Annotated in this window: 17 protein-coding genes and 2 pseudogenes; 8 read left to right on the top strand and 11 right to left on the bottom strand. The window is 62.1% G+C overall.

Annotated elements, in window-relative coordinates; genetic code table 11:
- The first annotated feature begins 47 nt into the window (after positions 1 to 47).
- The 3 genes and pseudogenes from BSG20_RS07775 to BSG20_RS07765 all read left to right on the top strand — a co-directional run bounded on the left by BSG20_RS07775 (position 48) and on the right by BSG20_RS07765 (position 4,160).
- Positions 48 to 615, top strand: a pseudogene (locus BSG20_RS07775) (GNAT family N-acetyltransferase).
- 75 nt (positions 616 to 690) lie between these two features.
- A complete protein-coding gene (locus tag BSG20_RS07770; RefSeq protein ID WP_072373102.1) occupies positions 691 to 2,001 on the top strand; it encodes an MFS transporter in 1,311 nt (436 codons plus the stop codon).
- A gap of 167 nt (positions 2,002 to 2,168) precedes the next feature.
- The gene (locus BSG20_RS07765; RefSeq protein WP_072373099.1) at positions 2,169 to 4,160 is read left to right on the top strand and encodes a PhoX family protein; all 1,992 of its coding nucleotides are present in this window, start codon (positions 2,169 to 2,171) and stop codon (positions 4,158 to 4,160) included.
- Positions 4,161 to 4,244: 84 nt separating this feature from the next.
- Here BSG20_RS07765 and BSG20_RS07760 read toward each other — a convergent pair whose 3' ends face one another.
- The 5 genes from BSG20_RS07760 to BSG20_RS07740 are packed head-to-tail and all read right to left on the bottom strand — an operon-like array spanning position 4,245 to position 11,492.
- Complete coding sequence (locus BSG20_RS07760; protein ID WP_072373096.1) at positions 4,245 to 4,664, bottom strand: GNAT family N-acetyltransferase; 420 nt, start codon at positions 4,662 to 4,664, stop codon at positions 4,245 to 4,247.
- 3 nt (positions 4,665 to 4,667) lie between these two features.
- The gene (locus BSG20_RS07755) at positions 4,668 to 6,737 is read right to left on the bottom strand and encodes a hypothetical protein (RefSeq protein WP_072373093.1); all 2,070 of its coding nucleotides are present in this window, start codon (positions 6,735 to 6,737) and stop codon (positions 4,668 to 4,670) included.
- Position 6,738: 1 nt separating this feature from the next.
- Positions 6,739 to 9,552 carry a DUF4159 domain-containing protein gene (locus BSG20_RS07750; protein ID WP_072373091.1) on the bottom strand — a complete coding sequence of 938 codons (2,814 nt, stop codon included), beginning with the start codon at positions 9,550 to 9,552 and terminating at the stop codon, positions 6,739 to 6,741.
- Positions 9,549 to 10,469 carry a DUF58 domain-containing protein gene (locus tag BSG20_RS07745; protein ID WP_072373088.1) on the bottom strand — a complete coding sequence of 307 codons (921 nt, stop codon included), beginning with the start codon at positions 10,467 to 10,469 and terminating at the stop codon, positions 9,549 to 9,551. The genes BSG20_RS07750 and BSG20_RS07745 overlap by 4 nt, the downstream gene beginning before the upstream one ends.
- A gap of 12 nt (positions 10,470 to 10,481) precedes the next feature.
- Positions 10,482 to 11,492 carry an AAA family ATPase gene (locus BSG20_RS07740; RefSeq protein WP_072373085.1) on the bottom strand — a complete coding sequence of 337 codons (1,011 nt, stop codon included), beginning with the start codon at positions 11,490 to 11,492 and terminating at the stop codon, positions 10,482 to 10,484.
- A gap of 158 nt (positions 11,493 to 11,650) precedes the next feature.
- Here BSG20_RS07740 and BSG20_RS07735 point away from each other — a divergent pair, with 158 nt between their 5' ends.
- The 3 genes from BSG20_RS07735 to BSG20_RS07725 are packed head-to-tail and all read left to right on the top strand — an operon-like array spanning position 11,651 to position 14,171.
- Positions 11,651 to 12,274: a DUF1285 domain-containing protein gene (locus BSG20_RS07735; protein WP_072373082.1), complete on the top strand. Its 624-nt coding sequence runs from the start codon at positions 11,651 to 11,653 to the stop codon at positions 12,272 to 12,274.
- The gene (locus tag BSG20_RS07730; protein WP_072373079.1) at positions 12,271 to 12,921 is read left to right on the top strand and encodes a CoA pyrophosphatase; all 651 of its coding nucleotides are present in this window, start codon (positions 12,271 to 12,273) and stop codon (positions 12,919 to 12,921) included. Before BSG20_RS07735 ends, BSG20_RS07730 begins: the two co-directional genes overlap by 4 nt.
- On the top strand, positions 12,918 to 14,171 hold the full coding sequence (locus tag BSG20_RS07725; RefSeq protein ID WP_072373076.1) for a CCA tRNA nucleotidyltransferase: 1,254 nt from the start codon (positions 12,918 to 12,920) through the stop codon (positions 14,169 to 14,171). The genes BSG20_RS07730 and BSG20_RS07725 overlap by 4 nt, the downstream gene beginning before the upstream one ends.
- Position 14,172: 1 nt before the next feature.
- On the opposite strand, the gene BSG20_RS07720 is transcribed toward BSG20_RS07725, so the two are convergent.
- The 3 genes from BSG20_RS07720 to hemF all read right to left on the bottom strand — a co-directional run bounded on the left by BSG20_RS07720 (position 14,173) and on the right by hemF (position 15,741).
- A complete protein-coding gene (locus BSG20_RS07720; RefSeq protein WP_024313894.1) occupies positions 14,173 to 14,358 on the bottom strand; it encodes a DUF1059 domain-containing protein in 186 nt (61 codons plus the stop codon).
- Between the two features lie 116 nt (positions 14,359 to 14,474).
- A complete protein-coding gene (locus BSG20_RS07715; protein ID WP_072373073.1) occupies positions 14,475 to 14,735 on the bottom strand; it encodes a hypothetical protein in 261 nt (86 codons plus the stop codon).
- A 91-nt stretch (positions 14,736 to 14,826) separates the two neighbouring features.
- Positions 14,827 to 15,741, bottom strand: a complete 915-nt coding sequence (gene hemF / locus BSG20_RS07710; RefSeq protein WP_072373070.1) for an oxygen-dependent coproporphyrinogen oxidase — start codon at positions 15,739 to 15,741, stop codon at positions 14,827 to 14,829.
- A 170-nt stretch (positions 15,742 to 15,911) separates the two neighbouring features.
- Here hemF and BSG20_RS07705 point away from each other — a divergent pair, with 170 nt between their 5' ends.
- Positions 15,912 to 16,172 carry a hypothetical protein gene (locus BSG20_RS07705; protein WP_037118207.1) on the top strand — a complete coding sequence of 87 codons (261 nt, stop codon included), beginning with the start codon at positions 15,912 to 15,914 and terminating at the stop codon, positions 16,170 to 16,172.
- Between the two features lie 6 nt (positions 16,173 to 16,178).
- Here BSG20_RS07705 and BSG20_RS07700 read toward each other — a convergent pair.
- Both BSG20_RS07700 and BSG20_RS07695 read right to left on the bottom strand, forming a co-directional pair.
- Positions 16,179 to 17,815 (bottom strand): annotated as a pseudogene (locus BSG20_RS07700) (Na/Pi cotransporter family protein).
- Positions 17,816 to 18,011: 196 nt separating this feature from the next.
- Positions 18,012 to 18,473 carry a tRNA (cytidine(34)-2'-O)-methyltransferase gene (locus tag BSG20_RS07695; protein WP_072373067.1) on the bottom strand — a complete coding sequence of 154 codons (462 nt, stop codon included), beginning with the start codon at positions 18,471 to 18,473 and terminating at the stop codon, positions 18,012 to 18,014.
- Positions 18,474 to 18,860: 387 nt separating this feature from the next.
- Here BSG20_RS07695 and BSG20_RS07690 point away from each other — a divergent pair, with 387 nt between their 5' ends.
- A complete protein-coding gene (locus BSG20_RS07690; RefSeq protein WP_072373065.1) occupies positions 18,861 to 20,717 on the top strand; it encodes an ABC transporter ATP-binding protein in 1,857 nt (618 codons plus the stop codon).
- Positions 20,718 to 20,777: 60 nt separating this feature from the next.
- On the opposite strand, the gene BSG20_RS07685 is transcribed toward BSG20_RS07690, so the two are convergent.
- A complete protein-coding gene (locus BSG20_RS07685) occupies positions 20,778 to 20,987 on the bottom strand; it encodes a ribbon-helix-helix domain-containing protein (RefSeq protein ID WP_029709931.1) in 210 nt (69 codons plus the stop codon).
- Positions 20,988 to 21,164 lie beyond the last annotated feature (177 nt).

The raw sequence follows: 21,164 nt of genomic DNA, 5'->3' as shown, positions 1-21,164 counted from the left end.
CTGGAACCCGATTTGATGTTTGCCCCGAGAAACCTACGACGACGCTGATGCTCCCGAACGCCGAAGGGCGTGCTCGAGATCCATCAATTCTGTCTATCCGGTTTCCGTCTCATCATGCACAAGCACGATCTGGTCTACCTCACTGAGGATGCGTCGCACGACGCTGCCATCGAACACATCAACGAAGAAGCATTCGGTCCCGGCCGGCATACGCGGGCCGCAGCCCGAATCCGCGAGCAGGGGCCACACGACCTTTTGCTTTCCTTTATTTGCACCGATGACGGGGAAACGATCGCATCGGTGCGAATGACGCCCGTCCAGGCCGGTTCGGTCAATGGACACCTGCTTGGGCCGCTGGCCGTCCGGCCGTCCCACAAGGGTCGCGGTATCGGCCGGGAACTGGTCCGGATTGCCGTCGACGCAGCGCGGCGCAAGGGGTCGGAGGCGGTCATTCTCATCGGCGACCCGCCTTACTACTGCCCGCTCGGCTTCGAGAAGGTTGCCCACAATGCGCTGACGTTTCCGGGCCCGGTCGATCCGGCGCGCGTGCTGGTGGTGCCGCTCGCAGAGGATGCGCATGCAAGGCTCAAGGGAACTATCGGCTGGCGCAAATAGGTCGCGTGCGGTATTGAGCCTTACGCCTCGGCGCGCGCTTCGCGTGATCTTTCAGTAGCTTGAAGGGCTTTGAGCATGAGCCGCATTTCCATGGACGAGGCGCTGGATCGCGCCGGGACCGGTGCTTTCCAGCGGCGCTTGATCGGCATCTTCGGACTTGTCTGGACGGCGGACGCAATGCAGGTGCTCGCCGTCGGCTTCACCGCAGCCTCGATTGCAGCCACCTTTGGATTGACGGTTCCGCAAGCTCTGCAGACCGGCACGCTGTTCTTTTTCGGCATGCTCATCGGCGCCGCCGCCTTCGGCCGCCTGGCCGACAAGGTCGGACGGCGCCAGGTGTTGATCGCAACGGTTGCCTGCGATGCGCTTTTCGGCACGCTTTCGATCTTCGCTGCCGATTTTACCAGCCTGCTCGTGCTGCGCTTCCTGACCGGCATGGCGGTCGGCGGAACGTTGCCGGTCGATTACGCGATGATGGCCGAGTTCCTGCCCACCAGGAACCGTGGCCGCTGGCTGGTCGCGCTGGAAGGCTTCTGGGCGATCGGAACGCTGATCGTCGCATTGGCTGCCTGGGCTGCGAGCGTTGCCGGGGTGACCGATCCCTGGCGCTATATTTTCGCGGTCACCGCACTGCCGGCGCTGCTGGGCCTGACGCTGCGCTTCTTCGTTCCTGAATCTCCCCTCTACCTCATTCGGACCGGACGGACAGGCGAGGCCAAGATGATCGTCAACAGGATGCTGGCGCTGCACCACAAAGCGCCCCTGCGGTCCGACGACCAGATCGTCGCGACGCCGCAGGTGGCGGAAGGGATCTTCTCAGAAGCGCTTCGTCGCCGAAGCGCACTGATCCTGGCGATCTGGTTCCTGGTTTCCGTTTCCTACTACGGCGTCTTCACCTGGATGCCGGCGAAGCTGGCCGGCGACGGGTTCGGCTTCGTCCGCGGATACGGCTTTCTGGTGTTCGTCGCACTTGCGCAGGTACCGGGCTACGCACTTGCCGCCTATGGCGTCGAGGCTTGGGGGCGCAGGCCGACGCTGATCGGTTTCTGCCTGCTTTCTGCGCTGGGGTGCCTGCTCTTCGTGGTTTCTCCGAGCGACATGCTGGTCGGCGCGTCGCTCTTGGTCATGAGCTTCGCGCTGCTCGGGACGTGGGGCGCGCTCTACGCCTTTACTCCGGAGCTCTACCCCACCGCATCGCGGGCGACGGGCATGGGATCGGCAGGCGCGATGGCGCGCCTCGGCGGGCTGCTTGCTCCGTCCCTGATGGCATTCGTCGTATCAGGTGGATTGGGCCTGGCCATCGGCCTGTTTGCGGGCCTGCTGGTCGTGGCGGCCTTTGCCGCGATGGCGATCGACGCAGAAACGCGCCAGGCAGCGCTCAGCTGATTCCGGCACCGGCAACATGTGCAAAAGCGTGTGCGGGCGGCCCACCCAGGCATCGCCGTCCCACTTCAAATTCAGTTGATCACAGGACTGTCACGCGCGGTCCCTAATTTAGACTTTGGACGCGCTCTAAAGCGGGCCTGTGGTGTCAATATGATGGGGGTAGTTCGATGACCGAACGTATTTCACAGACGCAAATCTTTCCGACGAGCCAGCTTGAGGACGCCGACGGCGATGGCCATAACCGCAGCGACAATCCCACCATGGGGGAGATCATTGGCCGGCGTTTCTCGCGTCGCGGTTTCCTTCAAGGATCGCTCGCCGTTTCGGCCATTGCCGCGACTGTCAGCCCAATCGCGCTGTTGAGCGCGCAAAAGGCTCGCGCGGCAGGCGGCTCCGCCTTCTCCTTCACTGAGGTCGAGGCTGGCGTCGATGCGGACCACCATGTCGCCGAGGGGTACGATGCCGATATTCTCTTGCGCTGGGGCGATGCCCTTTTCTCCGATTCGCCGGTCTTCGACCCGAAGAACCAGTCGGCTGCGGCGCAGAGCCGACAGTTCGGCTACAACAACGATTATGTCGGCTATATCCCGATCGATGGCTCGTCACAGCACGGTATCCTCGTCGTCAATCACGAATACACAAACCCGCATTTGATGTTCCCCGGCCTGGTGACGATCGCCGACGGCAAGATCAAGCAGGCGAAGCTTTCCAAGGAAGAGGTCGATATCGAGATGGCTGCTCACGGCGGCACGATCGTCGAGATCCGAAAAGCCGACGGCAAGTGGCAGGTCGTGCCGGACGGCAAGTACAATCGCCGCATAACCGCAGTGACCGAGACGGAACTGACCGGTCCCGTGGCGGGCCATGAGCGCGTCAAGACATCCGCCGATACGACCGGCACCAAGGTAATCGGCACGTTCAACAACTGCGCCGGCGGCGTCACCCCCTGGGGCACCTACATTATGGCCGAGGAAAATTTCCATGGCTATTTCTCCGGCGAACTGCCGGCCGATCACAAGGAGGCGGCGAACCATAAGCGCTACGGCGTGCCGGAAGGCGCCTATGAGTGGGCAGACTTCTATGACCGTTTCAATGTTGCAAAGGAGCCGAACGAACCCAGTCGCTTCGGCTGGATCGTCGAGGTCGATGTCCTCGATCCGACGTCGACCCCGAAGAAGCGCAGCGCGCTTGGACGCACGAAGCACGAAGGCGCTGCATCGATCGTCGACAAGGATGGCCGCGTCGTCTTCTACCTCGGCGACGACGAGCGTTTCGACTACGTCTACAAGTTCGTGACGTCGGGCACCTACACTGCCAATGACCGCACTGCCAACATGAACCTGCTCGATGAAGGGACGCTGTATGTCGCCAAGTTCACCGAGGACGGGACGCTGCAGTGGTTGCCTATTGTCCACGGCCAGGGGCCGTTGAAAGCGGAAAACGGCTTTGCCAGCCAGGCCGACGTGCTGATCGAGACCCGCCGCGCGGCGGACCTGCTCGGGGCGACGAAGATGGACCGGCCGGAAGACATCGAACCCAATGCCGTCAACGGCAAGGTCTATGTGATGCTCACCAACAACACGAAGCGCAAGCCCGAGCAAGTGGACGCGGCCAATCCACGTGCCGACAACGCCTTCGGCCATATCATCGAGATCACCGAGGATGGCGGTGCCTTCGGGGCAACCTCGGGCAAGTGGGAAGTGCTGCTGAAGTGTGGAGACCCTGCCGTCGCAGACGTCGGCGCTTCCTTCTCGACCGAAACGACGAAGAACGGCTGGTTCGGCATGCCGGATAACTGTTCCATCGATGCTGCCGGCCGCCTCTGGGTCGCGACCGACGGCAATAACAACAAGGCGACAGGCCGCACCGACGGTCTCTGGGCCGTCGACACCGAAGGCGACGCGCGTGCAACGTCCAAGCTCTTCTACCGTGTTCCGGTGGGTGCCGAGCTCTGCGGCCCGCTCTTTTTGCCCGACGACCAGACGGCATTCGTAGCCGTGCAACATCCCGGCGACGGCGGCGACGACTGGTCGGGCCACGGTCGTCCGTCCTACTATGAGGATCTCTCCACCCGCTGGCCGGACTTCAAGGATGACATGCCGGTCCGACCGGCTGTCGTTGCGATCACCAAGGTCGGCGGTGGAAAGATTGCCGTCTGACAGCTGAAAGAGACCAGTGCTCCACCGTTCGTCCGGACGGTGGAGCATCGATGTCTGGCGAAATCGCGTACCGCGTTGCGGCGTCTAATCGAGGCGCTTGCGCAGAAATGTGCGGGTGCGGCCTTTCGGGAATTCAGGCAATTCGCCGAATAGCTCGTAGCCTTGGCGCTGGTATGCCCGCAGCGCCTGCGGATTGAAGGTATCGATCCAGGCACCACGGCAGCCGCGTGCGGCCGCTTCCTCTTCGGCCAACGAAAGGATCTTGCCAGCCAATCCCTTGCCCCGTTCCTTGTCGGGAATGTACAGCAACTGCGTGAAGAGCCAGCCCCAGGCGGTATAGCCGGAAAGGCCTCCGGTGACGTTTCCATCGGTATCACGAATGAGAACCGCGAGCGGCCGGCGTTCGGAAGGGCCAACATCATCGAGATTGAACGCCGAGAGCGCGTCGCCGATCGTCGTGAGATCATCGGCAGCAGGCGAGCCTGTTACCTCAAACTCAGCCATCCGCTAACGCCCTTCGCGCCACCACATGGCGGCGAAGGCCAGCAACAGGATACCGACACCGGCGAAGCCGGCAAACAGCGGCAGCGTGTTGATGCCTTTCAGGACCGTTTCGTTGGTAAGGTGGATCTGCATGCGATCATTGTCGGTAACGCGGATCTGGCCACGAACCGGCAGGATCGGCGGAATGCTGATCGCGCCGCTGGTATCGGAAACGCGGGTGACGAGGCCCTTCGACCTGTCGGCAATGGGCTTCAACGCCTCGCTCGTCGAGATCATCGCCTTGAATTCGGGAGCATCGACCGCGCCGACATGAACGAGCGTCGTCATCTCGCCGTTCCTGATTTCGAAGAGGCCGATCTCGTCCATCTTCTTCTCGGCTTTGAAGAGGCCGGGCTCGGCTTGCGTTAGCGGCAGCGTCTCCGTCTTGCCGGAGGGATAGCGCACCGTCGCGTCGCCGGGGTTGGCGCCGATCGTCTGGCGCGTGATCTCCAGCGTGCGACCGGATGCCCGAGCGGTCAGCGCCTCTTCCTCAAGGGCCGGCTCTTTCATCAGCCAGTGGGCGACGCGGCGATAGAGCGACACATGCGGACCACCGCCCTCGAAGCCACGGGCCCACAGCCAGCCCTGGTCGGAGAGCAGCATGGCGACGCGACCCTGTCCGGCGCGATTGAGAACGAGGAGCGGATGGTTGTCGGCTCCGACCATGACCGTCTGGCCCTGCGGCGGCTCGACATCGACACTGCGGAACCACCGACCCCAATGAGGCGGCTCGTCAGCGGATCCGTCGAGGCCACGGGTGACCGGATGCTTGCGGCCTTCTTCCGAAAGCCTGGGATAGAACGCCTTCTCGATCATCTGGCCGGTCGGGGCGGCCGGCAGCACGGACGACAGGGGCGTCAGCGCAATCGAATCCTGGCCGGCATGTTCGGGGCCGGCTGCGATCAAAAGGGCGCCGCCATTTTCCACATACTGGGCGATATAGTCGTAGTAGAGGATCGGCAGCACGCCACGGTGCTGGTAGCGGTCGAAGATGATCAGGTCGAAGTCCTTGATCTTGTCGACGAACAGCTCGCGGGTCGGGAAGGCGATCAGCGACAGCTCGTTGATCGGCGTGCCGTCCTGCTTTTCGGGCGGGCGCAGGATGGTGAAATGGACAAGATCCACCGACGCATCCGATTTCAGGAGGTTGCGCCAGGCGCGTTCGCCGGCATGCGGCTCGCCGGAGACAAGCAGAACGCGCAGGTTCTCGCGAATGCCGTCAATCACATGGACGGCGCGGTTGTTTGCCTCGGTAACCTCGCCCGGAAGGCCGGTGACCGAAAATTCGAGAACATTGCTGCCGCCGCGTTCGACCTTGAACGAAAACGGCGTGTCGCTACCGGGCGTGGCCTGGAGCGTGGCGATCTCGTTGCCGTTGAGCTTGACCGTGACATTGGCCGTGCCGCCTGGGCTTGGGCCGTCGTCGAAGACGCGCAGCAGCAATTGCTGCTCCTCGTTGACGATGCCGAAGCGTGGTGCCTTGACGACTTCGATACGGCGGTCGAATTCGTTGGCTTTACCCGTGATCAGGCCGTGGATCGGCGCATCGAAGCCAAGTGCCTGGTTTACGCCGGGAACGTCATGGACTTCGCCGTCCGTCAGCATGATCGCGCCGCCGATGCGCGCGGGCGGCACATCCGCGACAGCCGCGGAAAGCGCGTTGAACAGCCGGGTCGAGGGTGCGTCGGAATCGTCCGGTTCCGTCGCCTCGACGTAGCGCGGTTCGACATTGGGGAAGCGAGCAAGACGCTCCTTCAACTGCGCCAGGGCATCGTCGGTCATCTTGATGCGTTCAGGCGTCTCTTGGCTCTGGCTGCGGTCGACGATGACAGGCACGACGGTCGACAGTTGCTCGCGATCTTCCTGCAGCAACAGCGGGTTGGCGAGGGCGGTCAGCAAAGCAAGCGCAGCAAGCGAGCGGATCCAGGCACCGCGCACACGACGCCAGATGGCAAAGGCGGCGGTTGCGACGACAATGACTGCCAGACCCGCCAGGACCGGCCAAGGAATGAAAGGCGAAAAATCAACCGTCATGTCACTGTCCCAACCGTTCCAGGAGAGCAGGAACGTGGACCTGATCCGTCTTGTAGTTGCCGGTCAGCATATACATCATGATGTTGACGCCGCTGCGGTAGGCGTATTCGCGCTGCGTTTCGTCAGGCGGAACCGTCGGCAACATCGCCAGCCCGTTGTCGTCGACGGCCCAGGCACCGGCAAAGTCGTTGCCGGTGATGAGGATCGGCGAAACGCCGTCTGCCGTGCCCGTCGACTTGGCATCCGCGGCCCGGTTTTCCTGTCGCGCTTCGATCCAGAGGGGGCTTCCGGCGTAGCGGCCGGGGAAGCTCGACAGCAGGTAGAAGGATTTGGTCAGCACGTGGTCCGATGGCACTGGTTCCAACGGCGGAATATCGAGATTGGCAAGGATCTGCTGCAGCCGCTCGCCATTGGCGCTGACCGAGCCGCCATTATTGTCGAGTGCGCTGAACTGGTCGCGTGTGTCGAAGAGCACAGTTCCGCCGGAGCGCATATAGGCGTCAATCTTGTTGATCGCCGCTGTCGAAGGCATCGGCGCGGTCGCCGAGACGGGCCAATAGATGATCGGATAGAAGGCGAGCTCATCCTTCGTGAGGTCCAGACCGACAGGTGGAGACGGCTCCAGTGTGGTGCGATAGGTCAGGAAGTCCGTCAGGCCCTCGAGCCCGCGTTCGGAGATACGATCGACGTCCTGTTCGCCGGTAACGACAAAGGCGAGGTGCGTATTGTCGAGCCGCTGGAAGATCTGCTCGTCGCCTGGCTTGGCGTCATCTGCATGCGATTGTCCGGGTTGCAGCAAGAATGCTGCACTGAGTGCAACGGCGACAAGCGCTGCCGTGCGGGCCGCTGGGCGCAGCCGCGAGAAGGCGCCGCTCATGAACATCACGATCAGGCTGTCGGCCAGCAGCAGCAGGAAGGCGATCAGGAACAGGGCAGGCTTTGCAGACCAGGTTTCACCGCCGATCAGTCCCTCGCGCACGATGGTGATCCCCGACGTGTCGAGTGGCCTCAGTTCGGCGTTCTTCGGCAGCACGTTCAGAGCGGTAAATCCTTCCTCGGACCCATATAGGCCAGGCGGGTTGTCAAAGCTGGCAAGCGGTGTGACCTTCGCGTTGGGGATCAGCGGACGCGCCGTGCCGGTCTCGGTCGTCAGCGCGCCCTTGGCAGTCAACAGGCGGAAGGGTGGCAACGCCTCGGCGCTCGAAGCGCCATTCGCTTCGGCGTTGACGCCACCCGAGCGCGACAACTGGACGAGGCGGCGCAGCATTTCGACGAAGTTGCCCGAAATCGGCAGGTTGGACCAGGTGGCCTCGGCGCTGACATGGAAGAGGACGATCCGGCCGGCATTGATCGGCTTCGTGGTCACGAGCGGCGTCCCATCGGCAAGGCTTGCCCAGGTGCGCTCGGCGAGATCAGGCGTCGGCTCAGCGAGAACCTGACGCTTGATGGTGACGTCCGTCGGCTTCGCCATTCCAGCGAACGGGCCGAATCCCGGAAACTCGGCCAGCGGCTGCGGTTCGGCCCAGGACAGCGCGCCGCCAAGCGCACGCTCGCCCTGGCGCAGCGTGACCGGAACCAGCGGGTCGTCGGCGGGAGCGGCGGCAAGGCGCGGCCCGGCAAAGCGGATCAAGGTTCCGCCATTCGCGATCCAGCGCTGCAGCGGCGCGTAGGTTTCCTGGGGCAGGCGGCCGATGTCAGCCATGATGATCACGGACGGATTCTGCGTCAGGAGATCCGGGATCGAGGACGCGAGATCGGGCGTGTTCGGCTCTATCAGATCGGCATAGGGCTGCAGGGCGCGCTGAATGTAATAGAGCGGCGACAGCAGCGGCTGGAACGTATCGCCGACTTCGCCGGACAAAAGGACGACGCGGCGGCGCTTGAAGCCATCATCGAGCAGATGCACGGCGCCTGCCGTGGCGTGGCTGTCAATGCTGACGCGCGCGAAGTCGTTGCGCATTTCAAACGGTGCGGTGAGCGATCCAGTGGCAACGCTCTGCCCCTGTTGGAAGTCGATCGAACCGGCCGCGATCGCGCGACCTTGTGTGTCCTGCGCGGTGATGGGCAGCGAAGCGGCACCCGCGCTGTTAAGGCGCGTGGCCGTCACCGTCATCGCATCCGCGGCATTGTTGGCCGAGGTGATGGCGATCGTCTCAGCCGTGTCGCCGGAAACCAAGCGCAACTGGGCAGGCGAGAGATCGGAAAGTTGGCGGATCGTTGCGTCGCTGTCGCTTGCGGCGGCGCCATCGGTGAGGAAGGCAAGGGTGCCGGGATGGATGCCGTTCAAGGCGGCACGCAGCGCCTCGAACGCGCGCTTCCGGTCGGGCACAAGCGGCTTCGGCTCCGCGGCGTGCAGCTTGTCGCGGGCAACGGACGCCGTTCCTGGAACCGCGTCGTTGGTCGGATCGGCGGTGAAGGCGATGGCAACAGGGGTCCCAGCCGCTTCCGCGTCGTCAATCAGCGCGTCGGCGGTCTTGACGCGCAGATCCCAATCCGGCGACGTCGCCCAGCCATTGTCAACAAAGAGCACGAGCGGACCGCCGGAAGCGATTGAATTCGCGCGTGGATTGAACACAGGGTCGGCGATCGCCAGGATGACGGCCGCGGCAAGCAGCATGCGCAGCAGCGTCAGCCACCAGGGGCTCTGGGCCGGGGTTTCCTCTCGCTTCAGAACCGTCGCGAGAATCTTCAGCGGCGGGAAGACTTCGGTCTTCGGGCGCGGCGGCGTCAATCGCAGCAGCCACCAAATGATCGGCAGGGCGACGAGCGCGCCGAGAATTGCAGGATAGGCGAAAGCGAAGGGAAGGGCGTTCATCGTTGCCCTCCATGCGTCGCGCTGGCCGGCATGCCCGACAGATACATGTGAACGGCGACCAGTGCTTCGGAGGCGAGATGGTCGGTGCGATGGCTGACAAAGGTCCAGCCCATGTGGCGCAGCGCCTGGCCGAGATCGTCCCTGCGGCAGAGATAGGCGCGTGTATAGGCTTCGCGGATATGCTCGGCGCGGCCGGTTGTCAGTTTCGAACCGGTTTCGGGATCGGTGAATTCGGTGCGGCCATCATAGGGGAAGAGTTCTTCGGCCGGGTCGGCGATCTCGATCACGTGGCCGCGCAGACCGCGCCGCGCCAGGGGACCGATGCGCGCCATGACCGCACGCGCATCGTCGAGGAAATCACCGATCAGCACAAGTTCGCTCCAGCCGCGAATCATGGTCGTTTCCGGGAGGCCGCCGCTCAGCGGAGCATGCATCAATGCCGTTGCAAGTCGTTCTGCGGCGTTGCGCGCGGCGATCGGTTCCATGACGCCTGGGCATCCGATGCGCTCGCCGGAGCGCGCGAGAATCTCTGCAAGCGCCAGCATGATGACGAGTGCCCGGCCTTCCTTCGAGGCATTTCCGAAAGTCGATTTGTACATCATCGAGGTAGACATGTCGGCCCAGAGCCAGATCGTATGGGCCGCCTCCCACTCGCGGTCGCGGATGTAGGTGTGGTCGTCGCGCGCGGACCGGCGCCAATCGATGCGCGACAGGCTCTCGCCCTCGGTATAGGGACGGAACTGCCAGAAATTCTCGCCGATGCCGCGTTTGCGGCGGCCATGCCAACCGGCGATCACCGTGTTGGCGATCCGCTTGGCCTCGACCAGACAATCCGGCACCAGGCTTGCCCGCTGCCTTGCGCGCGCAAGGGCGTCGTTGCCCGAAGTCGCATTGACGATCTGTCCGATGGGTGCCACGCAGACGCTTCCTTATCCCTTGGCCTGCTGGACCAGCCCGGCAATGACATCACGAACCGACATGCCTTCTGCGCGCGCCGCGAATGTCAGCGCCATGCGGTGCTGCAGGACGGGTTCGGCGAGCGCGTGGACGTCGTCGACAGACGGTGCGAGGCGGCCTTCGTAGAGGGCGCGGGCGCGGGCGCAGAGCATCATGGCCTGGCCGGCACGTGGGCCGGGACCCCAGGCGACGTTCTTGTCGGTCGAGGCGTTGCCCTGACCCGGACGAGCGGAGCGGACAAGCGCGAGGATGGCGTCGACCACTTTGTCGCTAACCGGCATCTGGCGGATGAGCGTCTGGATTTCGACGAGGCGCTCGGCACTCAGGATTGCTTGCGGCGTCGTTTCGCCGATGCCAGTCGTCTCGAGCAGGATCTGTCGCTCGGCAGCGAGCTCCGGATAGTGGACGTCGACCTGGAGAAGGAAGCGGTCGAGCTGTGCCTCGGGCAAGGGGTAGGTGCCTTCCTGCTCCAGTGGATTTTGAGTGGCAAGGACGTGAAATGGAGCCGGCAGGTCGTAGCGATGACCGGCGACGGTGATGTGATACTCCTGCATGGACTGCAGCAACGCCGACTGCGTGCGTGGCGACGCGCGGTTGATTTCGTCGGCCATGAGGAGCTGGGCGAACACGGGTCCCTTGACGAAACGGAAAGAGCGGCGGCCGCTCTCGTCCTGGTCCATCACCTCCGAGCCAAGAATGTCGGACGGCATCAGATCCGGCGTGAACTGGATGCGGTTGGAGGCGAGACCAAGCACTTCGCCGAGCGTGGTGACGAGTTTGGTCTTGGCGAGACCCGGCACGCCCACCAGCAGGGCATGGCCGCCCGAGAGAAGCGCAAGCAGGGTGTTCTCGACGACGCTTTCCTGGCCGAAGATCACCTTGGAGACTTCGCCCCGGATGGCGGCGATATCTGCAAGTGCCTTCTCGGCCGCGGCGACGATCGCCTTTTCATCAAGCGGGGCTTCGGTCTTCATCATACCCATTAGGCATCTCCAGCGGCTGATATCATTCGTCGCGAATCGGCAGACTTACTTGCAAGCCTCATACCAGATAGAGTTATGGAGATGTTGCGGGCTGACAAGTTGGTTCCGAATGACTATCTCGTGACCTTCTGGAGTTAAACACAAACCGGGACAGAAGAATGGCAGCCGAAGAGATCAAAGCAACGACGGACGCGGCCGGTCTTGCAGCGCTGATTTCACGCGCCGCCGGCGATGCGGGCCGCAAAGCGCGCGGGCTTCCTCCCGTCGATAAATGGAACCCGCCCTTCTGTGGCGATATCGACATGGAAATCCGTGCGGACGGCACGTGGTTCTACATGGGAACGCCGATCGGCCGGGCGCCGCTCGTCAGACTGTTTTCAACGGTCCTGCGAAAGGATGAGGACGGGAAGACGTATCTTGTCACGCCTGTGGAAAAGGTCGGCATCCGGGTCGTCGACGCACCCTTTTTGGCAGTTGAAATGAATGCCGGCGAAAGAGATGGCGAGCCGTTGCTGACGTTCCGGACCAATGTCGGCGACGTGGTCGAGGCCGGAGCGGAGCATCCTCTCCGCTTTGTAATTCACGGCGAAAACAGCCAGTTGAAGCCTTATATTCATGTGCGCGGGCAACTGGAGGCGCTGGTTTCCCGCGCAATCATGTACGAACTCGTCGAATGCGGCGAACGCCTTGAGGTCGATGGCACGACGATGTTCTGCCTGCGCTCCGGTGGCGTGACGTTTCCCGTCATGCCGGCGGACGAACTGGACAAGCTTTCCCGATGAGCAACGTTTTGACCGACCGCCATGCGCTCTATTCCGCGGCCGAATTTCGCCGTCGCGCGCTTCATCAGAGCGGCGGACCGGTGGATATGTCATGGCGCGATCACGGCGATCACGTCCTCAATCCTGATATCGTCGCGCAGGTGGAGTCCTTCAAGCTTCGCGATGCTGCGGTCCTGGTGCCGGTGATCGACGACGGGGACGAGGCGCATGTAATCTTTACGCAGCGCACGGCGACGCTGCGCAAACATTCCGGACAGATCGCGTTTCCGGGCGGCAAGATCGATGCCATCGATGGATCCGCAGAAAGAGCTGCGATCCGCGAAACCGAGGAGGAAATCGGTATCGACGGGTCGTTTGTCGAGACCGTGGCGCGGCTTCCGAACTACCTCGCGTCGACGGGCTTCCGCATTACGCCGGTGCTCGCGGTCGTCCGGCGCGGCTTCGAATTGAAGCTTAACCCCACCGAGGTGGATGACGTCTTCGAAGTGCCGCTGTCCTTCCTCATGAACCCGGCCAATCATAGCCGCGACAGGCGTGTGCTCGACGGTCTCGAACGACAATTCTACCGGATGCCCTATGAAAGCCGGATGATCTGGGGCATTACCGCGGGCATCGTCCGCACCCTCTATGAAAGGCTCTATGCATGACCAACCTTTGCCACGAGGCTTGGTTCAAGGATCCGGCTCTGACGCGCGTGTTCTCGCTTCTCAACGCCGATGGCGCAGAGGCGCGCGTCGTCGGCGGGGCGGTTCGCAACAGCCTGATGGGGCTGCCCGTCAGCGATATCGATGTGGCCACGACACTCACGCCGGAAGAGGTCATCAAACGCGCCGCCGCCGCTGCTATCAAAGCCGTTCCGACAGGCGTTGCACACGGCACCGTGACCCTTGTCATCGACGGCAAGCCCTTCGAAATCACGACGCTGAGGGCCGATGTCGAGACCGACGGACGCCGGGCCAAGGTTGCCTTCAGCTCGGATTGGCAGACTGACGCGGAGCGCCGCGACCTGACGATCAATGCGCTTTACGTCGACTCCAAGGGCGATGTGATCGACCTGGTCGGTGGACTTGCCGATATCGAGAAACGCAACATCCGCTTCATCGGGGACGCCGCGACGCGTGTTGCCGAGGACTATCTGCGTATCCTGCGATTTTTCCGGTTTTTCGCCTATTATGGTTCGGGCCGTCCGGATGGCGAGGGGCTGAGGGCGTGCGCATCGGCTCGCGCCAAGCTGAAGACACTTTCTGCCGAACGGGTCTGGTCGGAACTGCGTAAGCTGCTCAGCGTGGAGGATCCGGGGCGGGCGCTCTTGTGGATGCGACAGGTCGGCGTGCTCAGCGAAATCCTGCCGGAGACGGAGAAGTGGGGGATCGACACCATTCCGACGCTGATCAACACGGAGAGGGCGCTTGGCTGGAAGCCGGACCCGCTTCTGCGCCTCGCCGCCATCGTTCCTTGCGATGCCGATCGCCTGGAGAAGATGGCAACACGCCTCAAGCTCGCAAATGCGGAAGCCGCCTATTTCAAAGCGTGGACCAAAGCGCCTGTTGTCAATGACGAATTGTCTTCGGCCGCGTTTGCCCGGCTGCTCTATCGGCACGGCGCGGACGGGATTGCAACCCGCTTGAAACTTGCCCTGGCAACGGCGCGGGGCAAGGCGGAAGCCGACATAAAGGAGATGGCTCGCTGCGCAAGGCTCGGCAAGCTGCTCGAACTGGCTGAAAACTGGAAAAAACCACAGTTCCCGATCAATGGCGGCGACGTCATGGGCGCCGGCGTGCCGGCCGGGAAGCAGGTCGGTGAGACGCTGTCGGCACTGGAAAACCTCTGGGTCGAGGAAAACTTCACGCCGGACCGGGCGGCGCTGCTCGCCCGGCTGAATGATCTGACAAAATAACTCAGGCCGCCGTCGCCTCGTTGCGGATCCGAGCCTTGATATTCTCGATCATGTTTTCGCGGATGACGGTTTCGCCGTGGGCGTTGCGCATATGCTCGACAGCGCGGCGGACGATTTCGGCATCGTCATTCGCCCGGGTATGCCAGTCGCATCCGGGGACGAGGGTGCCACATTCGAAGAGTCTCATTCTTTCCTCCTTCTTTCGGATTTCAACGACATCACGCGCTGCGTAATGCCTGAATGTTCGAAGCGGTAGGAAGGTTCCGGCCGGCGCGAAGGACCGGCCGGTTTTTCATTTTCTTGTTAATCGGGCATCGCCCAGGCTCTGTAGCAATCGATTGCTGCTTTGCTGTCCTGGATCTTTGCCAGACGATCAAGTTCTTCCGGCGTCTTACCACCGGCCAGCTGAAGCTTCACTTGCTCGATAAAGCACGAAAGTGGCAGATCGGACCCACTCTTCGCCCGAAACCCTTCGGCAATCCGGCTCAAAAACTCCGGCGTATCGATGGGCGGGCGAGGCTCCGAAGCACCCGCTGGTGCTGCAGAGCTGCTTTGTATCGTCATGACAATCCTCCTCCGATTGTTACGCGTACATGCATAAACTTAGTAGTCCAGTCTCCGAATTTAAGCCCTCTTGCCGCGTTTTTTTGTCAGGTCACGGCCAGCGGACGAGCGGGGGTAGGGATGAGAGAATGGACTCTACGTTTCCTCCTGTCTTGAGGCCAAAGATCGTACCTCGATCGTAGAGCAAATTGAACTCAACATAGCGTCCACGGCGAATCAATTGTTCGTCACGATCCGCGTCTGTCCACTGTTTATTGACGTTGGAGCGAACGATGCGTGGATAAACCATGGCAAACGCCCTTCCGACGTCGCGGGTGAAGGCGAAATCGGCGTCCCAGCCGCCGGCCTCCTCACTGGAGTGCAGCCAATCATAGAAGATGCCGCCGATGCCGCGCGGCTCGTTGCGGTGCTTGAGGAAGAAATACTCGTCGCACCACGTCTTGTAGGCGGCGTAGTCGGCGACACCGGAGTGGCTGCGGCAGGCGATCTCCATGGCCTTGTGGAAGAGCTGGCTGTCCTCGTCTTCCTGCGTGCGGCGGCGATCAAGCACCGGCGTCAGGTCGGCGCCGCCCCCAAACCAGAGGCTCGAGGTGACCACCATGCGCGTGTTCATGTGAACGGCCGGCACGTTGGGATTGACCGGATGGGCGATCAGCGAAATGCCCGAGGCCCAGAAGCGAGGGTCCTCCTTGGCGCCCGGCATCTGGGCGCGCAGGTCCGGCGCGAACTCTCCATAGACGGTGGAGGTGTGCACCCCAACCTTCTCGAAGACGCGGCCGTGCATCATCGACATGCGGCCGCCGCCACCTGCACCATTTTCGCGCGACCAGTCCTTCGCCACAAAGCGGCCCGGCTCTCTATCGGAGAGCGGGCCGGAGAGTTCGTCTTCCAGCGCTTCGAACGCGGTGCAGATCGTGTCGCGAAGACTTTCGAACCATGCCCGGGCAGTCGACTTCTTCTCTTCGATATCATCCGGCAGGCCGATCGGAAGTTCGGGTCTTTCCATTTCTGTCTCTCTCCGAGCGGGTCGCCAGTCGACTCGCGCTTGCGTCTTTGCTGCTCTGATAGCAGGTGGGGCAGGGTCCTGCCAGCAGAGAGCAGGTGATTGAGGCTTCCTCAGATTCGACTCGCAAAACGCGATTTTCGATATTACCTTTTTCCGACAGAGGTAGGCTCATGACGAAAATTCCTGGACCTCCGTCGTTCGACGGTCTCAAGCGACGGATTGCTACCCACCGGGCGGAAGGCACGCCCCGCAAGAACGATCGTTTCGTCCGACAAACCTATTGCCTCAATCTCCTCGAGGCCCGTGCCAAGGCGCGCGAATGGTTCGACGAATATCCCAAGGCGGCATATTGGACGGAAGTCGAGAGCTGGCGCCAGCTGGAAGGCGACCAGATCGAATTCACGATGCGTCGGCTGCCGTCGGCCGACTGAGCGGCTTTACTCGGCAGCGCCTTTCAGCCTGCTTTCGATGAGCAGTCCGCTTTCGTCGAGGATCGGGTGTGCGACCGAAACAATGTGGGCGTTGATGCGCTTCAGGTCGCGCAGCATGTCCAGATGCAATGAGCTTGTCTGCAGGCTGTCAGCGCGACCGTCGCGCAGGCGCTCCAGATGTCGTTCCGAGGACTGCTTCTCCATCCGGCGAACCTCGACCTTCACCTCCATCAGCTGCTTGGCAAGGTTGAAGTCGCGAGTAACGAGGATCGTCTGGGCGATGCGCAGATTGTCGATCGTCAGGTGGAAGAGCTTGCGCAGTTCCTCGTAGCCCTCCTCGGAGAACTTCAGGCCCAGCGAAACCTTCTTCGAAACCTGCGGCGTCAGGCCCTTCTCGATGATGTCGCCGATATGTTCGAGGTTGATCGCGTAGTCGATGATGACGATGGAGCGGCGACCATCCTCTTCGCTCAGACCGGCGTGGCCGAGCTTGGACAGGTAGATTTTCACCTCCTGCTGCAGGCTGTCGACCCGTTTTTCCAGCGACGGGATCTCCTTGAGCTTCGCCAGCTCGTTGTTTTCAAAAGCGTTCGAGGCGCGCAACAACATGCGTTCGATCAGATCGCCGACGCCGAGCACTTCCCGTGTCGCGCTGGCAAGGGCGACAACAGGCGTCGAAAGTTCCTGCTGGTCGAGGTATCTCGGTGCGCTGTCGGGCTGCGTGTCGTCAGGCACCAGTCTCAGCATCATCCCCGAGAGGGGGCGCGAGAAGGGCCAGGCAAGCGCCGCGAGGATCAGGTTGAAGCCGAGATGGGCGTCGACCGGCAGTTTTGCCGACGCCAGCGGCAGCGTTCGGCGCCGTAGCCTGCGAGCGGCAATGCGATCAGGCAGCCGATTGCCCGCACGATCAGATTGCCCAGTGTGACGCGCTTGGCAGCTGCCGGCCCGCCGAGCGAGGCAATGACCGGGGGAACGGCGCCGCCGAGATTGGCGCCGAGCACCAGCACGATGACCAGTCCGGCCGACAGGATGCCCGTCGAGGCAAGCGAGAGAATGAGGACGACGGCGGCAAGGCTCGACGACGAGATGAAGGCGATGCCGGCGGCAAAGGCAAGTGCGACCGGCCAGGCATTGTCGAGCAGGGCGATGAAGGCGCCAAGGGCGGGCGACTGCCGCATCGGCTCGGTGGCGCTGCTCAGGAGATGCAGCGACAACAGCATCAGGCCGATGCCGATCAGCGCCGTGCCGCCGCCCTGCCGCGCCGACGAGCCGCTGCGATGAAGGATCATTCCGGCAAGGATCACCAGAGGAGACAGCCACGCGATGCCGGTGGCGACGATCCAGGCGGTCACCGCGGTTCCGACATTGGCGCCGAGCAGGACGACTTGCGCCATGCGCGGCTTCACCAGTTCGCGCTCGACGAAGGAGGCGACCATCAGGGCCGTCGCGGTCGAACTCTGCAGCGCGACGGTGGCGACGAAGCCGGACGCGAAAGAGCGCAAGCCACTACGGGTGCCGGTCGCAAGGCCGCTGCGCAGTCGCGCTCCAAACGCTCGGGAAACGCCGTCCTTTACCTGTGCCAGGCCAAACAGTAGCAAGGCTACCGCGCCGAACAGGTTGATCATGACGATCGTCGATTCCATTCTACCGTTTCTTTGTCTTTATGCGAACAAGCGCCTTCCTGTTCGAATCTATCTTTGCCAAGTGATTGAAAACATGGCCTTCCGCACACTTTTTTAATTGTCCGGCTAAAAACTATACGCCGCTCAGGAAAATTCACAACGCCGTTCGCGACATATTCTGAGGCTCTATCGGCATTTCATGTCACCGGGCCGGACATCAACCCCAGACGGTCTGCCGCATGGCTTCTCCGACGATCATCGCGGCCGAGACGGCAACATTGATCGAGCGTTGACCTGCAACCATCGGAACAAGGATCCGGGCGTCGGCTGCCGCATGCACGTGGTCCGGGACGCCGGCGCTCTCGCGGCCGAAAAGCAGGATGTCGTCGGCTTGAAACGCGAAGTCGGTGTAACGGCCGGACGACTTGGTGGAGGCCAGCACCAGGCGTCGGCCGGTGTTCTTTCGCCAATCTTCGAAGCGATCCCAATTGACGTGGCGGGTGAGGGCGGCTGCGGCGATGTAATCCATGCCGGCCCGCTTGAGGTTGCGGTCCGATATGTCGAAGCCTGCCGGCTCGATGATGTCGACACCAAAGCCGAGGCAGGCGGCAAGACGCAGGATGGTACCGGTATTGCCGGGGATGTCAGGCTGATAGAGGGCTAGTCTGAGGTCTGCCATGGCGCGGTCGTCTTCTTCGGTTTTCGTCGAAGGACACCTATTGCAACTGTGATTTCGGTGCAACAGGACGTATTTTGACCCGGAAATGTCCAATTTCCGGCAGATCGGGGCTGGAAATTTCATCGAATTCGCGCTATCGGTGCATATCTTTTAATCGCCAGCAGGGAGCGCCAAGATGGAAATATTGCCCCGTATGCGCTCTCGACGCGTGAACCCACGAGTGGCGATCTGGCACGCCTAGTGCCATTTCTTTCCTGAATTCCCATTTGTCATCCATTGCGCGGCTGTCGTGGCCTCGCCCCGTGAACGTCCGGTTCCCATATGAGCTCAAGCGCCCCCTTTTGCGCGAGCCGGGAGGCCGGAACTGCGAAGTTTCGGAGCATTTTCATGTTTGGCTGGTTCGAACAGCGACTTAACCCCTTCCCGAGCGAGGAGCCGGTTGCTCCTCCGAAGGGCCTTTTTGCCTTTTGCTGGCACTATACGAAGCCGGCAGCACCGTGGCTTGCCATCATGGCAGTCCTGACGGCGCTGATCGCCGTCGGTGAGGTGGCTCTCTTCCAGTTCCTCGGCGACATCGTGGACTGGCTGACGAATGCCGACAAGGCAACGTTCCTGCAAACGGAGTGGCCGAGGCTTGCATGGATGGGAGCATTGATCCTCATCGGCCTGCCGCTGGCGGCGGGCATCGATTCGCTCATCATGCATCAGGTGCTTCTCGGCAACTACCCGATGATCGCGCGCTGGCAGATGCACCGCTTCCTGCTGCGTCACAGCATGACGTTCTTTGCCAACGAGTTTGCCGGACGCGTTGCGACGAAGGTGATGCAGACCTCGCTTGCGGTGCGTGAAACGACGATGAAGATCCTTGATGTCTTCGTCTATGTCGTGACCTATTTCCTGTCGATGATCATCGTCATCGCTGCTGCCGACTGGCGGCTGATGATCCCGATCCTCGTCTGGCTCGCCGTCTACGTCGCCATCGTGTCCTACTTCGTGCCACGGCTGCGCAGGATCGCGGCGCAGCAGGCGGATGCGCGCTCGATCATGACGGGTCGGGTGGTCGACAGCTACACGAACATCGCGACGGTCAAGCTGTTTTCGCATGCCGGCCGCGAGGAGACGTATGCGCGTAGCGGTATGGAGGAGTTCCTTGGAACCGTTCATGCGCAGATGCGCCGCGTCACGTTGTTTCACATCGCCGTCTACATGAACAACTGCGTGGCGTTGTTCGTGGTGTCGGGCCTGTCCATCTGGTTCTGGCTGAACGGACAGATCTCCGTCGGCGCCATTGCCATCGCAATTGGTCTTGCCATGCGCGTCAACGGCATGTCGCAGTGGATCATGTGGGAGGTCTCGGCGCTGTTCGAGAACATCGGCACGGTCTATGACGGCATGGAGATGATGACGAAGAAACACGACATCGTCGACCAGCCGGGCGCGCCGCAACTGTCTGCGAAGAAGGGTGCAATCCACTACGACCGCATCCGCTTCCATTACGGCAAGGGCAAAGGCGTCATCGACAGTCTCTCTCTCGACATCAAGGCGGGCGAGAAGGTCGGTCTGGTCGGTCGTTCCGGCGCCGGCAAGACCACACTGATGAACCTGCTCTTGCGCTTCTACGATCTGGAGGCTGGCCGCATCACCATCGATGGGCAGGACATCTCGACCGTTTCTCAGGAGAGCCTGCGCGAACTGATCGGCGTCGTGACGCAGGATACCTCCCTGCTGCACCGTTCGATCCGCGACAACATCGCCTATGGCCGCCCCGAGGCGACAGATGCCCAGGTGATCGAAGCTGCCAAGCGGGCCAATGCCTGGGAATTCATCGAAGGGCTTGTCGACATGCAGGGCCGCAAGGGGCTCGACGCACAGGTTGGCGAGCGTGGTGTGAAGCTCTCCGGCGGTCAGCGCCAGCGCATCGCGATCGCCCGCGTCTTCTTGAAGGACGCGCCGATTCTGGTCCTTGACGAGGCGACATCGGCGCTCGACTCCGAGGTCGAAGCGGCGATCCAGGAGAACCTGTTCGCGCTGATGGAAGGCAAGACGGTGATTGCCATCGCACATCGCCTGTCGACCCTGACCGAGATGGACCGTCTGATCGTGCTCGACAAGGGCAGGATCATCCAGGCCGGCGCCCATGTCGAGCTTGTCGAACAAGGCGGCATCTATGCGGACCTCTGGACCCGGCAATCGGGCGGCTTCCTGGCCGATCATTCGGAAGAGGCGGAAGAGGCAGCCGAATAAACCAGAAGCCCTCCCTGCAGATGCGGAGAGGGCTTCTCTTTTTAAGTCTATGGATATGGGTCAGAGGCTGTCTGCCCAGTCTTTCACCCGGTTTCCTTCGACAAGCATGCTATTGGTCGACGCAAGCGTACGCAATGCGAACAGACGCCGCTCTTCCTCACGATCGATCCACGCAGAGATCGCCTCGGCAATAGCTTGGTCGTAGGATATGTCCAACTGTTCAACGAGTGCATCAAGTCGTGCCGCAAGGGGAAGCGGAATACTCGACATGATTGCCTTTCTTGCTTGCATCGCGGCCGTCTCCCGTAAGAATCCATTGTACCCCGAGATTGTGACGAGGTCAGTCTCATTCAACGACGATGCCGTTGTTGTTACCGATTGTTACGAAAATATAGGGTTGCGCCCTGGGGCCGTCGCTTTCCCGCTCCGGCTATTAAGCCTATATCG

The organism is Rhizobium tibeticum (genome assembly GCF_900110205.1).
Taxonomy (GTDB): Bacteria; Pseudomonadota; Alphaproteobacteria; order Rhizobiales; family Rhizobiaceae; genus Rhizobium; species Rhizobium tibeticum.
This window is presented reverse-complemented; position numbering and strand designations above follow the sequence as displayed.

What these genes read in the sequence shown, in the direction of transcription:
- BSG20_RS07770 (WP_072373102.1), top strand. Translation starts at nt 691, where the DNA reads ATGAGCCGCATTTCCATGGACGAGGCGCTGGATCGCGCCGGGACCGGT.
- BSG20_RS07765 (WP_072373099.1), top strand. Translation starts at nt 2,169, where the DNA reads ATGACCGAACGTATTTCACAGACGCAAATCTTTCCGACGAGCCAGCTT.
- BSG20_RS07760 (WP_072373096.1), bottom strand. Translation starts at nt 4,664, where the DNA reads ATGGCTGAGTTTGAGGTAACAGGCTCGCCTGCTGCCGATGATCTCACG.
- BSG20_RS07755 (WP_072373093.1), bottom strand. Translation starts at nt 6,737, where the DNA reads ATGACGGTTGATTTTTCGCCTTTCATTCCTTGGCCGGTCCTGGCGGGT.
- BSG20_RS07750 (WP_072373091.1), bottom strand. Translation starts at nt 9,552, where the DNA reads ATGAACGCCCTTCCCTTCGCTTTCGCCTATCCTGCAATTCTCGGCGCG.
- BSG20_RS07740 (WP_072373085.1), bottom strand. Translation starts at nt 11,492, where the DNA reads ATGGGTATGATGAAGACCGAAGCCCCGCTTGATGAAAAGGCGATCGTC.
- BSG20_RS07735 (WP_072373082.1), top strand. Translation starts at nt 11,651, where the DNA reads ATGGCAGCCGAAGAGATCAAAGCAACGACGGACGCGGCCGGTCTTGCA.
- BSG20_RS07730 (WP_072373079.1), top strand. Translation starts at nt 12,271, where the DNA reads ATGAGCAACGTTTTGACCGACCGCCATGCGCTCTATTCCGCGGCCGAA.
- BSG20_RS07725 (WP_072373076.1), top strand. Translation starts at nt 12,918, where the DNA reads ATGACCAACCTTTGCCACGAGGCTTGGTTCAAGGATCCGGCTCTGACG.
- BSG20_RS07720 (WP_024313894.1), bottom strand. Translation starts at nt 14,358, where the DNA reads ATGAGACTCTTCGAATGTGGCACCCTCGTCCCCGGATGCGACTGGCAT.
- BSG20_RS07715 (WP_072373073.1), bottom strand. Translation starts at nt 14,735, where the DNA reads ATGACGATACAAAGCAGCTCTGCAGCACCAGCGGGTGCTTCGGAGCCT.
- hemF (WP_072373070.1), bottom strand. Translation starts at nt 15,741, where the DNA reads ATGGAAAGACCCGAACTTCCGATCGGCCTGCCGGATGATATCGAAGAG.
- BSG20_RS07705 (WP_037118207.1), top strand. Translation starts at nt 15,912, where the DNA reads ATGACGAAAATTCCTGGACCTCCGTCGTTCGACGGTCTCAAGCGACGG.
- BSG20_RS07695 (WP_072373067.1), bottom strand. Translation starts at nt 18,473, where the DNA reads ATGGCAGACCTCAGACTAGCCCTCTATCAGCCTGACATCCCCGGCAAT.
- BSG20_RS07690 (WP_072373065.1), top strand. Translation starts at nt 18,861, where the DNA reads ATGTTTGGCTGGTTCGAACAGCGACTTAACCCCTTCCCGAGCGAGGAG.
- BSG20_RS07685 (WP_029709931.1), bottom strand. Translation starts at nt 20,987, where the DNA reads ATGTCGAGTATTCCGCTTCCCCTTGCGGCACGACTTGATGCACTCGTT.